Here is a 13,235-nt window from a genome sequence, read left to right on the forward strand (position 1 = left end):
TACTTCCCGCCCGCATAAAATAGGGCACCCGCGAACGGAGAGAACATTCATGAAGATTGCAGTCCTTGGCGGCGATGGTTTCGTCGGCTGGCCGACATCGCTTCACCTGTCCGATGCCGGCCACGAGGTGCATATTCTCGATAACCTGTCGCGCCGCTGGATCGATACGGAACTCGGTGTTCAGTCGCTGACGCCGATGGACAGCATTCAGGAACGGACCCGCATCTGGCACGCCGAGACCGGCCGCCGCATCCACTTTCACCTGATCGACCTTGCCAAGGATTACGAGCTTCTGAAGGGTTGGCTGGCGGCGAACCGTCCAGACGCCATCATCCACTTCGCCGAACAGCGGGCAGCCCCCTATTCGATGAAGAGCGACCGCCACAAGAACTACACTGTCAACAACAACGTCAACGCCACGCACAATCTGTTGAACGCCATGGTCGAGCTCGACCTCGACGCGCATCTCATCCACCTGGGCACAATGGGTGTCTATGGCTACTCGACCGTCGGTGCGGCGATCCCGGAAGGCTACCTTCCTGTTGGCATCGAGACGATGGATGGGCGCACGGTTAGCCAGGAGATCCTCTATCCAAGCAATCCCGGCTCGATCTACCACATGACGAAATGCCTCGATCAGCAGCTCTTTGCGTTCTACGCGAAGAACGACGGCCTGCGGATCACCGATCTCCACCAGGGCATCGTCTGGGGAACCCACACGGAGCAGACCCGCCGCCACGAGCAGCTGATCAACCGGTTCGATTACGACGGCGATTACGGCACGGTTCTCAACCGCTTCCTGATCCAGTCGGCGATCGGCTATCCGCTGACCGTCCACGGAACCGGCGGGCAGACCCGGGCCTTCATCCACATCCAGGATTCGGTACGCTGCATCGAAATCGCGCTCAACACACCGCCCGCCCGCAACAACCGCGTCGAGATCTTTAACCAGATGACGGAAACCCACCGGGTGCGCGATCTGGCCGAAATGATCTCCAAGATGAGTGGCGCCCAGATTGCCTGGCTGCCCAACCCGCGCAAGGAAGCCCCCGAAAACGATCTCGTCGTGAAGAACGACAAGTTCCTGAGCCTTGGCCTGCAGCCGACCACGCTCGGCGAAGGACTGCTCGCCGAGATCGTTGATGTCGCGAAGAAATATGCCTACCGCGTCGATCGCAGCCGTGTCCCCGCCGTTTCCGCTTGGACGCGCGATATCGCCGCCAAGGTCGAGCACGATCCGGAAGGCATGCGGCTGAAATCCGTCTCGTGATGGCGCGATGAAAAACGCCTTCGTCACCCTCGTCACCAATGCCGATTACGCGATGGGCGCGACGGCGCTGGCCCGATCGATCAGGTTGACCGGGACCACGGCCGAGATCGTCGTGCTGTATACGGCTGCGGTCTCAGCTTCCGACCTTGGCCCGCTCGAGGCCCTAGGCTGCAGGCTGGTGGAAGTCGCGCACCTTCCGCTGTCCGACGCGTTCAACGACCGTCACGCCCGAAAGAACCTGCATGGGGCGACGCCCTTTACCAAAGGCAACAAGCCGGAGTTCCACACGCCGCTCGACAACTTCTGCAAGCTGCGCCTGTGGCAACTGACCGAGTACGACACAACAGTTTTCATCGATGCCGACGCGCTGATGCTGAAGAACATCGACAAGCTGTTCGCCTATCCGGAGTTTTCCGCGGCACCGAACGTCTACGAGAGCATGGCCGACTTCCACCGGATGAACTCCGGCGTGTTCGTGGCCAAGCCATCGCTGCAGACCTTCGACGGTATGATGGCGGCGCTGGACGTTCCCGACGCCTTCTGGCGGCGCACCGACCAGACGTTTCTGGAACACTTCTTTCCGGACTGGCACGGCCTGCCGGTGACCATGAACATGCTGCAATATGTGTGGTTCGCAATGCCCGATCTCTGGAACTGGGAAAGCATCGGCATCCTCCACTACCAGTATGAAAAGCCCTGGGAGAAGGATCACCCGAAGGCGCAGCAGTTGAAACCTCTGATCGATCTCTGGTGGAACTTTTACGAAGGGCGCTCGCCCGACATCACCGCGCTGCCCAATCCGGCGCCGTTACCATGAAAGTCCTCGTCTCGGGCGGGACCGGACTCGTTGGCCGCTATATCGTCGAAGCGTTGCTGGACGCCAGCTACACGGTCACCGTCGGCGGCCGGACACGGCCGCAACCCGACCTGTTCTCGAAACCAGTCGAATTCGTCCCCCTCTCGCTCGATCCCGATCTCGACCAGAGTGATGTCTTCACCGGTGCCGATTTCTTCGTCCACGCCGCCTTCGACCACGTCGCGGGAAAATACCGGGGCGGCGAAGGCGACGATCTCACGCGGTTTGCCCGCATGAACCTCAATGGCACGATGAAACTGTTCGAGACTGCCAAACGAGCCGGTCTCCGCCGCGCCGTCCTCATCTCCAGCCGCGCTGTCTATGACGGCCTGCCTGACGGGTTGCCGCTGATCGAAGACACGGATCTGTCACCGACAAGTCTCTACGGCGAAATCAAGCATAAAGGCGAATTGGCAGTCGCCGGGCTTTGCGACGCGCACTTTTCGACCGCAAGCCTGCGGTTGACTGGTGTCTACGGACATCTGAGACCCAACAAATGGGATCAGATGTTTGAAACCTACCGTTCCGGCGGCGTCATTGAACCGCGTGCGGGAACGGAAGTAAACGGCAGCGATGTCAGCTCCGCCGTTCGTCTGATGCTGGAAGCCGAAGCCTCCAGGATCGCCGGCGAAAGTTTCAACGTGTCAGACATACTCACCGATCGAAGCGAAATCCTCAGTCACGTCGACAATGGCCGCCGCTTGCCCGAGAAGGCTGATCTGTCGCGAGTGCGCGTCATGCCGACGGCAAAGATCGAGGCGCTTGGCTGGAGGGGCGGTGGCAAACCGTTGCTTGCACAAACAATCCGCCGCCTCGCCTCCTCCTGATCTTATCCCCGCTACGATCCTAGTGGGACGAGGTGCGTTGCGTCTTGGCCTCTTGCTTCGTCTTGTCGATCTGCTTCATGTGCTCTTCGGCCCATTTCTGGCCGGCGTCGCCGCCCCACAAAAGCCAGGCAATGTAACCAGCAGATGGGTTGCCGTCGTCGCCGAAATTGTCGGAGCGCTTGTCGACATTGTGACGCTTGAAGTAGCTTACCATCCGCTTCACCGTCTGTTCCGACAGGTGCTTGCGGTGCTGAAGATCGCGAGCGCGGGCGATCCCGACCGTCGTGCCGCCACGCCGGTATTCGGCGCGCAGCTTCAGGCCCTTCTCGGCCGCAGCCGCAACGTCGGCTGGCGGCTTGTGGTCAAGCTGCGATGGTTTGGACGGGCTGCGCGGGCGAGTCTTAGACTGCTCGTGCTGATGTTCGTGCGAAGATCTTTCAGCCATCGGTCTTCTTCAGCTCCGATTGGCTTTTCAAAACCTTGTCGCCGTCTTCCTGCTTGACGAGGAAGGCGGGCTTGTCGGCATCTGCCTTGCGCTTGATCGTCTTGCCCTTGATCTTACGCTCGACATCCTTGGTGAACTTCTCGGCGACCTTGCCTTCGGCCTTCGACTTTCCCCATTTCCATTCGACTTCGTTTCCGACGCTGATCTTCTGCATGGATCATCTCCTTCTACTCCTGAAAAAACTCAAGGGAGCAAAGGATGTTCCAATATCAGTCTTTCAGATCGAGATCGCCATCGCGCCAGACCACGTGTTTCGGGCTGATGGGCAGATCTTCGATCTCGTCCGCGATGAAATAGGGCGGGATATCCAGCGCCTTCAACGAGACCCTCGTCGCCTTCACCCACTTGAACTCGAGTTCGTGCGTGTCGACGATCCGATGGACGATATCGGTCGGATGAAACGGAAAGCTCTCCGGCAGCTCCATCAGGTAGTAGAAGCCGAGTTCGTGCCAGTCGCGGTCTTCGTAGTGGAAGAAGTTCTCGACCGCCCAGAGCAGCCGTCCGACCTTCACCTCGACCCCGAGTTCCTCGACCATCTCGCGTTTCAGGGTCTCCTCGGAGGTTTCGCCCACTTCCGCGCGTCCGCCGGGAAAGGTCCAGAACGTCTCATGCACGGCGCGGTGCACCAGCACATGGCCGTCGCGAAAACCAAGCCCCGCGATGCGCATCTGAAAAATGCGCTTCGGCTTGAACTTTATCCGGATGCGCAGATCCCGAGGTTCGTCGCTTTTACTCATCGTCGAAACTGATCCTGAACTGGGCCGCTTCCATATCCTTGGGCGGCTGCAGGCCGAGATGCTTCCAGGCGACTGCCGTCAGCACCCGTCCCCGCGGCGTGCGCTGGATAAAGCCCTGCTGGATCATGTAGGGCTCGATAATGTCCTCGATCGCGTCGCGCGGCTCGGAGAGCCCCGCCGCAATCGTCTCGATGCCCACGGGCCCGCCGCCGAAGTTGACGGCGATCATGTTGAGATACCGCTTGTCGAGCTGGTCGAAACCGGCGTGGTCGACATTGAGGCGGATCAGCGCCTCGTCGGCGATCTCCTTGGTCACGGCTTCCGCACGCGCCACTTCGGCGAAATCACGCACACGGCGCAACAGCCGTCCGGCGATACGCGGCGTGCCACGGGCGCGCCGTGCGATCTCGCGCGCGCCGCCATCGGTCATCGGCAGGTTCATCAGGCGCGCACCACGCCGGACGATGCCTTCCAGTTCCTCGACCGTGTAGAACGACAAGCGCACGGGAATGCCGAACCGGTCGCGCAGCGGCGTCGTCAAAAGCCCGATACGGGTCGTGGCAGCAACCAGCGTGAATTTCGACAGGTCGATCTTGACCGACCGGGCCGACGGCCCTTCGCCGATGATCAGATCGAGCTGGAAATCCTCCATCGCCGGATAGAGGATTTCCTCGACCGCCGGGTTGAGACGGTGGATTTCATCGATGAACAGCACGTCGCGGTCTTCGAGATTGGTCAGAAGCGCCGCAAGATCACCGGCCTTGGCAATGACAGGACCGGAGGTCGAGCGGAAATTCACGCCCAGTTCCTTGGCCATGATCTGCGCAAGCGTGGTCTTGCCGAGACCCGGCGGGCCGACGAACAGCACGTGATCCAGGGCCTCGCCCCGGTTCTTGGCGGCCTCGATGAAGATCTTGAGGTTGGCGCGAGCCTCTGCCTGCCCGGTAAACTCGTCGAGCGACTGCGGGCGCAGCGCCGTATCGAAATCTTCGCCCCGTTTTTCCGGCGAGATGAGGCGGTTTTCGTCGGTCATGCAAGAATTTCCATCTCGGGCGCGCAGGATGCGGCCTTTGTGTCTGATGTCATGGAGCAGTGGCACCGGCCATGTGGAGCAGCAACTCTCGGCACGCCGCGATCCTTGATCGCTATCCTGATCTGACCTTCAAGAGCCATGGTCGTGAACGCACCCAATCTGTTACTTCCCGCAATTGTCCGGCCCTACCGATATCCCAGTACCCCGGATATCACGACCTCGCCAGTTCCTTCAGACCCAGCCGGATCAGCTTGGCGCTGTCGGCATCCTCACCGGCTGCCTTCAAAGCAGCGGCGACGGCATTGGCCGCCTGATCGCGAGAATAGCCAAGATTGGTGAGCGCCGAGACCGCATCGCTGACGGGCGCAGACGCCACGCCCTCGCCCAGTTCCTGCTTGAAGCCGATATTTGCGGATGCCTCGCCGGCAAAGGCGGGCGCCTTGTTCTTGAGTTCTGTGACAATGCGGACGGCGACCTTGGGGCCGACACCGGGCGCCCGCGACACTGCGGTCTTGTCCTGCAGCGCAATCGCATTGGCCAGTTCGCCCGGTGTCAGCGTTGAGAGCAAGGCCAGCGCCACCTTGGCGCCGACGCCCTGCACGCTCTGCAGGAGGTTGAACCACTCGCGCTCCAGTGCCGACAGGAAGCCGAACAGTTTCAGCTGGTCCTCGCGCACATAGGTCTCGATAAACAGCACCGCCGCCTCCCCCACGTTGAGGCGGGCCAGCGTGCGGGCCGAACAGAAGGCTTCGTAGCAGACGCCGTGCACGTCAACGAGCGCGTAGTCCTCGCCGATCTCGTCGATAGTGCCTTTGAGCTTGCCGATCATGTTTTAGGTCCGCCGCTGAGGATGAAGGAGAATGGGTTCCGGAAATCATGATGCCGAGCATCGGGAAACAGGCACGATAGAGCGCTGCATCGCGCGTCAGAAGCCGATGCGAGCGTACGGCCTCTGCCGAAATACCTACTGAGGGCGGAAGAACAAGTCAAGAACAGAGGAGGATGATGCGTCAGCCGGCCAAAGCTTGGCGCATGCGGTTTGCAACGCGGTTATGGGCGTGGCAGATGGCGATCGCCAGCGCGTCGGCGGCATCGTTACCCTTGAACTCCGCCTTCGGCATCAGGATCTTCACCATCATGTGGATCTGCTGCTTCTCGCCATGGCCAACGCCGATGACCGCTTTCTTGACCGCGTTTGGCGCATATTCGGAAACAGGCAACCCGGCACGCGCCGGCACCAGCATCACGACGCCACGCGCCTGACCAAGCTTCAGCGTCGCCACCGCATCCTTGTTGACGAACGTCTGCTCGACCGCCGCCTCGTCTGGCGTGTAGGTATGCACAACTTCGGCCAGACCATCGTGCAGCTGGCAGAGGCGCGAGGCGAGGTCGATGTCACCGTCGGACACGACCGTCCCCGATGCCACAAAGCGCAACGAGTTTCCCAGTGTCTCGATGACACCCCACCCTGTGCGGCGAAGCCCCGGATCGATGCCGATGATGCGAATCGGTTTTGTCATGGCAACTGTTGTGTCACGCCGGGAATCCTGCGCCAAGGCCGAAACGCGGAGTGACTCTGCAGGCCAACATGCGGACCGAAGCCGTCGGAAGCGTTCATATTTTGTTAACCATAACCGCATCGTTTTGGGCAGAAGTGGTGATCCAACCGCAACAACCTTTTCCTAATGGCGTTGGTTCGTCACAAAGGGTTTCTTAAGAATCACGAGGAGGCGCCCGAATGATACGGGACTATGATCGGAATGAGACCGAGCTGCGCGATCTTCGCAGAACCGCCGACATCCTGGACGGCGGTCTGCGCCGCTTTGCAAGCGGTGATATCCGCACCACACTTGATGAACCCATGCCCCTGCGTTTTGAGGGCATGCGTCGCGATTTCAATCGTGGCCTCGCAACAATCGCCCGGACCATCGGCACCGTCGTTTCGAGTGTCGAGACGATGCGGGCCGACACCGAAGCCATGGCCGCCATCCTGCGCAGCCAGGCTCAGGCCCGCCAGGATCAGGCAGACAGAATTACCCGCGCGAAGTCAAAGACCAGCGCGCATGAGAGAAGCGCCAAGCAGCGTCAGGCAATCACCCGTCATGTCGGCACGATCGCCCACAACACCAAGCTTGACATGCGCCGACCGCGCGAAGCGGTCGCTGCCGCGTTGAAGCTCATTGAGACGATGGAACTGTCGGCCGGTACGCCCAGTGATACAGGCATGAGCGCAATCCGCGCCAAGACCGAAGAGATCGAGCGCGAACTGCGTGCGATCGGCCTTTACGTCGATGCATTGGCCCAGAATGTCGAGGAACTGACCGAATCCGCCGATGCTCAGGCGGCCGAGGCCGAGGCTATCCGTGGCGAGCTCGACGAAATGGCCAAGGCAAAGGATGCCCGGGCCCCCGAAATCCTGACCACGCCGCTTGTTCTCGACAGTCTGAACCGCAGCATCGGCGAGATTGATCGCGCTGCCGCACGCTACTCCGACGTGACCATTTTGCCGGCGCCGCCAGTCTTTCCGCCTGAAGGATCGCCCCCGTCGTCGGGAGGTCGCAAGCCCTTCCTGCGCCTGATCAAGACCTGAGGCAGCGACCTCACTGTCGGACCTCCACCGACCCCGCCGAGCGACTTTCATCGCCGGCGGGGTCGTATTTGCAAGACCGGCTGCCTAGATAGGGAGAACACGTTTTCCTATCCATTTCAGGATATGCCGATGATCCCGTTTTCCATTCTCGACCTTTCGCTGATCGGCGAAGGGTATTCCGTCAGCCAGGCTCTCGACCAGTCCCGCAGGCTTGCGATCAAGGCCGAACAGCATGGCTATAACCGCCTCTGGCTTGCCGAACACCATGGCATGCCGGGCATTGCCAGCGCGGCCACCGCGCTCGTCATCGCCCATGTCGGCGCCGCGACCAAAACCATCCGGGTTGGCTCCGGCGGCATCATGCTGCCAAACCATTCTCCTCTTGTGATTGCCGAACAGTTCGGCACGCTGGAAGCGCTGCTCCCCGGCCGTGTCGATCTCGGCCTCGGCCGAGCGCCCGGAACCGACATGCGCACGGCAAATGCGCTGAGACGCAATCTCGATGCGGGCGCAGAAAACTTCCCGCAGGATATCGTCGAGCTCAAGCATCTGCTTGGAACGCCCGTCCCGAACCAGGCAATCCTTGCCGTGCCGGGAACCGAGGCGAATGTGCCGATCTGGCTGCTCGGCTCCTCGACCTACAGCGCCCACGTGGCGGCCGCTTTGGGTCTCCCCTACGCGTTTGCCTCGCATTTTGCGCCAGATATGCTGCTCGACGCGATCGCCATCTACCGCGATCGCTTCCAGCCCTCGGCGGATCTCGACAAACCGTATGTGATGGCCGGTGTCATGGGTGTGGCAGCAGATACGGATGAGGAAGCAAACAGGCTCTTCACCTCGTCGCAGCAGCAGTTTGTCAACCTGCGCAAGAACGTCCGCGGCCTTTTCCCGAAACCGCTCGATACGATGGACGGTTTCTGGACGCCGATGGAGAAGATGAATGTGGAGCACACGTTGCGCTACGCAGCGGTCGGCTCGCCACGAACCATCGAACGCAAGCTCGGTGAGTTCCTGGCCGAAACCCAGGCCGACGAGCTCATCATCTCGATGCCGATCCACGATATCGACAAGCGTCTCCGCTCGGTGGAATTGTTTTCGCAGCTGTCGCTGATGGATAGCCAGCTGCAGCGAGCCGCGTAAACGAATACGGGCCGGTCTCAACGACCGGCCCGCTTCATTTCATGACTAGAGAGGCGATCAGGCCGACAACTTGGCCATGACCTCATCAGAGACTTCGAAGTTCGAATAGACGTTCTGCACGTCGTCGTCGTCTTCGAGATTGCCGATCAGCTTCATCAGCGACAGCGCACGTTCCTCGTCGACTTCGATCGTGTTCTGCGGCTTCCAGATCGACTTGACGGTCTCGGCACCGCCGAGCGTGGCGTCGAGTGCCTTGGAGACTTCACCGAGCGCCTCGAACCCGCAGATGATCGTGTGGCCTTCCTCGTCGGAAATCACATCGTCCGCACCGGCCTCGATCGCAGCTTCCATGACCGTATCCGCATCGCCGACTGACGCCTTGTAGGTGATCTCGCCGACATGGTCGAAGGAGAAGGACACCGAACCGGTTTCGCCAAGAGCGCCGCCGGCCTTGGTAAAGATCGAGCGAACGTTGGAGGCGGTACGATTGCGGTTATCGGTCAGCGCTTCGACGATCACGGCTGTGCCGCCGGGACCGTAGCCCTCGTAACGCACCGCGTCGTAGTTCTCGGCGTCGGCGCCCGAAGCCTTCTTGATGGCCCGGTCGATATTGTCCTTCGGCATCGACTGAGCCTTGGCGTTTTGAACGGCAAGGCGCAGCGCCGCGTTCATATCCGGGTCGGGTAGACCGGATTTTGCCGCAACGGTGATTTCGCGTGCAAGCTTGGAGAACATCTTGGAACGGATACCGTCCTGCTTGCCCTTGCGGTGCATGATGTTCTTGAACTGTGAATGGCCAGCCATGGCACCCCTGTCTGCATCATTATCTGGAATTGTGCCGCCTTATAGTTTCGAACCGGAGGCCGTTCAAGAGCCTTTCGGATGAGGAACAAACCCCGCCCCGCCTCCGTTCTTCAACCGCACGACAAAGAAGGAGAATTATAGATGGCGAGCCTTACCGAAGCACGCGAAGCCCCCGAACGTCAGATGTGGGACGAAATCAACGGAATCCATGCGGGCATGCTCGGCATCGAAGGTGCGCACATGCACTTCCAGCCGATGGCGCCGAATGTCGATTCCGAGACCAACACGATCTGGTTCTATACCAGGACCGATACGGATCTGGTGAAGGCGCTCGGCACAGCCTCCCGCGCCCACTTCAACGTGGTCGGCAAGGATCACGATTACCACGCCTGCCTCTCGGGCACCCTGGAAGTCCGCAAGGACGAGGCCAAGATCGATGAATACTGGAGCGCCGTGACGGCTGCCTGGTACGAACACGGCAAGTCCGATCCCCATCTCACCATGCTGGCCTTCCGTGTCGACGACGCCGAAATCTGGGCATCGACCGACAGCACGCTCAAGTTCGGCTGGGAAATCGCCAAGGCGAACCTCAACGACGAGAAGATGCCGGAAGTCGGCGTCAACAAGCGCCTGACCTTCCCGCGTCACGCCTGATCAAACGAAAGACAGGGGCTTAAACAGCCCCTGTCACAGCCCTCGCGGCACCATGATCGTCGGCTTCTTCGGCAGGCTGCGCATCGACACGGTGATCGTCTCGCTTGGCGCGTAGGCGATCTCGAACTTGCCGTCGAACATCGACAGGAACCGCTCGAGCGGCGGTCCGAAACGGTGCATCGGCAGGATCAGCGACGACCGCAGCCGTTGAACGACGCGGCTCATGCTGTCCGCCCCCATCGTCAAACCACCATCGACCGGCACCATCAGAATATCGAGTCGACCGATCTGCGTGTACTGCTGTTCGTTGAGTTCGAAATGCAGGTGGCCGAGATGCCCGATGCAGAGACCGGCGACTTCGAAGATGAAGATCGAGTTGCCGTCCGGCTCGATCCCGCCGCCCCAGTTGCGGATATCCGAGACGACATTGCGGATATAGACATCCCCGACCATTTCCCGATGCTCGGCCTTTTCACCCGGCACATCGCTCCATCCGCGCATCACGTGGGCGATCGCAGGATCCGGCATCATCGTGTAGTGGGTGGAATGCGCCTTGTTCATCGTCACCACGTCAGGCATCCGCGACGGCTGGTGAACGCCGCTGTAATCGGTGGCGATGCCGATACCGTTGGGGCTCTCGATAAAATAGGTCGAGTGGCCGACGAAGGTTATCTTCACCTCTTCCCGCGCCGACAGGTTTACCGGTTTGATGACTGGCGCAAGCGTGGGACCCGAGGGATTGAAGCTGGCATAGCGGACATGGGGGAAATTCTCGCCCGGCAGGTTCTGCGCAATCGCCTGGCATTGGCTGACCGGCAACCCGCCCTCCTGCGCCAGCGCCGATATGGCGGATAGAAGGAGAGCCGAAAAACCGAATGCCAGCGTTCGCAGCTTCATGCCACACCCCGAACCGCGTTGCGAAAAATCGAGCCGATGCGTTCATGCCATTCCGGGGCTCAGGATGCGGCAAGCATGGCGAAGCGTCCAGCGACGAAGCGCCGTGGTCGTCTCACAATCATGTCATTGAGTGGTTAGCGCCTCAACGCGTCCGGCAGACGAAGGGCAGAAATGAGCTCGCTGTCCCGAAGTTCATCGCGGCCATGGTGAGGCGATTGGCAAGATCGATATCACCCTTGGACGACGGGCACACATCCGCACCGTTGGAGCAGCCGGCTGCAATGAAAGCATTGTTCCCCTCAATGAAAGCACGGGTAACGTCGCCGCCAGCGGACATCGAAAGCAGGTCGTGCCAAGCCTTGGCGTAGAAACTGCACTTCTTCTGAGCCCACGTTCCGGCTGAAGGCTGGACGCTTTGCTGTGCCGATGCTCCGAAAACCGGAAGCATCAGAACCGCAAACAGAAGCAGCGCCCGAACCATTCTACCGCCAGAAGCTCGGAATGGTCTCCGCGAGCCGCGGCCCGATCCGGAGCGGCTCGATCTTCTCGGCCAGTCCCGTCGTGTCGGAAATCTCGATGCCGAGACCGCAGATCGTCGCGGGACCGTTTGCCGCCTCGAAACGGCCCTTCGGCATTTTCGAGATGAACCGGTTGAGCGGCTCTTCCTTGTCCATGCCGAGCGACGAATCGTAGTCGCCGCACATGCCGGCATCCGACATGTAGCCGGTGCCGCCGTTCAGGATCTGGCAGTCGGCGGTCGGCACATGCGTGTGCGTGCCGACGACGAGCGACGCACGACCATCGACGAAATGGCCGAAACACTGCTTTTCGCTGGTGGCTTCCGCATGGAAGTCGAAGATGATGGCATCCGCCTGTTCCTTCAGCGGGGCCGCGGCAAGGATCGCCTCGGCGGACTTGAAGGGATCGTCGAGCTCCGGATGCATGAAGACCCGGCCCATGATGTTGGCGACGAGGATGCGCGCGCCATTGCGACCGTAGAAGATGCCGGATCCCTTGCCGGGCGTGCCGGCCGGATAGTTGGCCGGGCGCAGGAACTGGTCGTGGCGACCGGCAAACCCGACGGCTTCCTTCTGGTCCCAGACATGGTTGCCGGTGGTGACAACGTCGGCACCGGCATTGATCGTCTCGAGAAAGATCTCCTCGGTAATGCCGAAGCCGCCGGCGGCATTCTCGCCGTTGACGATCACGAAGTCGAGTTTCAGGTCGGACACCAGCCCCGGCAACTTGTCCCAAACCGCCGTACGGCCGGTTTTGCCGACCATGTCACCCAGAAACAAAAGACGCATGCTTGTCCAATCTACGCGGGCATATCCGCGAACGGCCGATAGCCGCTTTCGGTCAAGACGGCATCGAGCTTCATATCATGAGGTTCTTCAGGCACTGATGCCACTTCCTGGCAGTCGAATGCAATGCCGATCAACCGCGGGTTCAAGCCTTTTTCGCGCAAACGGTGAATGGCCCGGTCATAATATCCGCCGCCATAGCCGATCCGGTGGCCGCGCGCATCGAATGCGGCCAGTGGCACGAGCATGATCTCGGGCTCGAGTTCTTCCGCCTCGGGCCCGGGACCCGATGTCCCGAACGTACCGGGTACAAGCACCGTCTCAGGCGTCAGTTCGCGAAACACGATCGTTTCCTTGTCGAGGACGACCGGCACGCAGATGCGCCCGCCGCGATCCCGCAGCAATGCCATGAGAGGATGGAGATCCACCTCGGATCGGATCGGCAGAAAGCCCGACACGATCGCTCCGGCATGCAACTCGATTGCCCCGGCGCCATGAACGGCAAGCGCCTGGCTCTTTCCGACCCTATCCGAAACAGACAGAGCGTCTCTCGCGGCGAGGCTCTGGCGCCGCAGTTCCGTCTTGCGCATGCGATTGTCGGAAAAAGCCTCGCTCATC

17 protein-coding genes are annotated in these 13,235 nt (G+C 60.8%); 6 read left to right on the forward strand and 11 right to left on the reverse strand.

The features are described 5' to 3' along the window. Window positions 1-49 precede the first annotated feature (49 nt). The 3 genes from IFT66_RS10685 to IFT66_RS10695 are packed head-to-tail and all read left to right on the forward strand — an operon-like array spanning window position 50 to window position 2,953. The gene (locus IFT66_RS10685) at window positions 50-1,270 is read left to right on the forward strand and encodes an NAD-dependent epimerase/dehydratase family protein (RefSeq protein ID WP_113165977.1); all 1,221 of its coding nucleotides are present in this window, start codon (window positions 50-52) and stop codon (window positions 1,268-1,270) included. A gap of 7 nt (window positions 1,271-1,277) precedes the next feature. After that, the gene (locus tag IFT66_RS10690) at window positions 1,278-2,087 is read left to right on the forward strand and encodes a glycosyltransferase (protein ID WP_192077602.1); all 810 of its coding nucleotides are present in this window, start codon (window positions 1,278-1,280) and stop codon (window positions 2,085-2,087) included. After that, a complete protein-coding gene (locus tag IFT66_RS10695; protein ID WP_192077603.1) occupies window positions 2,084-2,953 on the forward strand; it encodes an NAD-dependent epimerase/dehydratase family protein in 870 nt (289 codons plus the stop codon). Before IFT66_RS10690 ends, IFT66_RS10695 begins: the two co-directional genes overlap by 4 nt. 19 nt (window positions 2,954-2,972) lie before the next feature. On the opposite strand, the gene IFT66_RS10700 is transcribed toward IFT66_RS10695, so the two are convergent. The 6 genes from IFT66_RS10700 to ruvC form a co-directional block, all read right to left on the reverse strand. After that, window positions 2,973-3,398, reverse strand: coding sequence for a hypothetical protein (locus tag IFT66_RS10700; protein WP_342344763.1), 426 nt, complete (start codon window positions 3,396-3,398; stop codon window positions 2,973-2,975). Continuing rightward, a complete protein-coding gene (locus IFT66_RS10705) occupies window positions 3,391-3,612 on the reverse strand; it encodes a DUF2945 domain-containing protein (protein ID WP_062460771.1) in 222 nt (73 codons plus the stop codon). Before IFT66_RS10705 ends, IFT66_RS10700 begins: the two co-directional genes overlap by 8 nt. Before the next feature lie 55 nt (window positions 3,613-3,667). Continuing rightward, window positions 3,668-4,126, reverse strand: a complete 459-nt coding sequence (locus IFT66_RS10710; RefSeq protein WP_446737900.1) for an NUDIX hydrolase — start codon at window positions 4,124-4,126, stop codon at window positions 3,668-3,670. A 61-nt stretch (window positions 4,127-4,187) separates the two neighbouring features. Further along, window positions 4,188-5,228 (reverse strand): Holliday junction branch migration DNA helicase RuvB, encoded by a 1,041-nt coding sequence (gene ruvB / locus IFT66_RS10715; protein WP_062460777.1) that lies wholly within the window; start codon window positions 5,226-5,228, stop codon window positions 4,188-4,190. Window positions 5,229-5,439: 211 nt separating this feature from the next. Further along, window positions 5,440-6,057, reverse strand: a complete 618-nt coding sequence (gene ruvA / locus IFT66_RS10720; protein WP_062460779.1) for a Holliday junction branch migration protein RuvA — start codon at window positions 6,055-6,057, stop codon at window positions 5,440-5,442. A 181-nt stretch (window positions 6,058-6,238) separates the two neighbouring features. Then, window positions 6,239-6,748, reverse strand: coding sequence for a crossover junction endodeoxyribonuclease RuvC (ruvC, locus tag IFT66_RS10725; RefSeq protein WP_062460782.1), 510 nt, complete (start codon window positions 6,746-6,748; stop codon window positions 6,239-6,241). Between the two features lie 218 nt (window positions 6,749-6,966). On the opposite strand from ruvC, the gene IFT66_RS10730 reads away from it, so the two are divergent. Together IFT66_RS10730 and IFT66_RS10735 are read left to right on the forward strand one after the other, a co-directional pair. After that, window positions 6,967-7,818: a methyl-accepting chemotaxis protein gene (locus IFT66_RS10730; RefSeq protein WP_192077605.1), complete on the forward strand. Its 852-nt coding sequence runs from the start codon at window positions 6,967-6,969 to the stop codon at window positions 7,816-7,818. 129 nt (window positions 7,819-7,947) lie between these two features. Then, window positions 7,948-8,958, forward strand: a complete 1,011-nt coding sequence (locus tag IFT66_RS10735; protein ID WP_062461844.1) for an LLM class flavin-dependent oxidoreductase — start codon at window positions 7,948-7,950, stop codon at window positions 8,956-8,958. Between the two features lie 57 nt (window positions 8,959-9,015). Here IFT66_RS10735 and IFT66_RS10740 read toward each other — a convergent pair whose 3' ends face one another. Continuing rightward, complete coding sequence (locus tag IFT66_RS10740) at window positions 9,016-9,762, reverse strand: YebC/PmpR family DNA-binding transcriptional regulator (RefSeq protein ID WP_062460788.1); 747 nt, start codon at window positions 9,760-9,762, stop codon at window positions 9,016-9,018. A 141-nt stretch (window positions 9,763-9,903) separates the two neighbouring features. On the opposite strand from IFT66_RS10740, the gene IFT66_RS10745 reads away from it, so the two are divergent. Then, window positions 9,904-10,416, forward strand: coding sequence for a pyridoxamine 5'-phosphate oxidase family protein (locus IFT66_RS10745; RefSeq protein WP_113165983.1), 513 nt, complete (start codon window positions 9,904-9,906; stop codon window positions 10,414-10,416). 33 nt (window positions 10,417-10,449) lie between these two features. Here IFT66_RS10745 and IFT66_RS10750 read toward each other — a convergent pair whose 3' ends face one another. From IFT66_RS10750 to IFT66_RS10765, 4 genes are all read right to left on the reverse strand, one after another. Then, complete coding sequence (locus IFT66_RS10750) at window positions 10,450-11,313, reverse strand: MBL fold metallo-hydrolase (RefSeq protein ID WP_192077606.1); 864 nt, start codon at window positions 11,311-11,313, stop codon at window positions 10,450-10,452. A 142-nt stretch (window positions 11,314-11,455) separates the two neighbouring features. Next, entirely contained in the window at window positions 11,456-11,794 is a 339-nt protein-coding gene (locus IFT66_RS10755; protein ID WP_184654370.1) for a hypothetical protein, read from the reverse strand. Between the two features lies 1 nt (window position 11,795). Next, complete coding sequence (locus IFT66_RS10760; RefSeq protein WP_062460799.1) at window positions 11,796-12,620, reverse strand: TIGR00282 family metallophosphoesterase; 825 nt, start codon at window positions 12,618-12,620, stop codon at window positions 11,796-11,798. A gap of 11 nt (window positions 12,621-12,631) precedes the next feature. Then, window positions 12,632-13,234: a 5-formyltetrahydrofolate cyclo-ligase gene (locus tag IFT66_RS10765; RefSeq protein WP_244631406.1), complete on the reverse strand. Its 603-nt coding sequence runs from the start codon at window positions 13,232-13,234 to the stop codon at window positions 12,632-12,634. Between the last annotated feature and the right edge of the window lies 1 nt (window position 13,235).

Source organism: Rhizobium sp. CFBP 13726, assembly GCF_014841925.1.
Lineage (GTDB): Bacteria > Pseudomonadota > Alphaproteobacteria > Rhizobiales > Rhizobiaceae > Neorhizobium > Neorhizobium soli.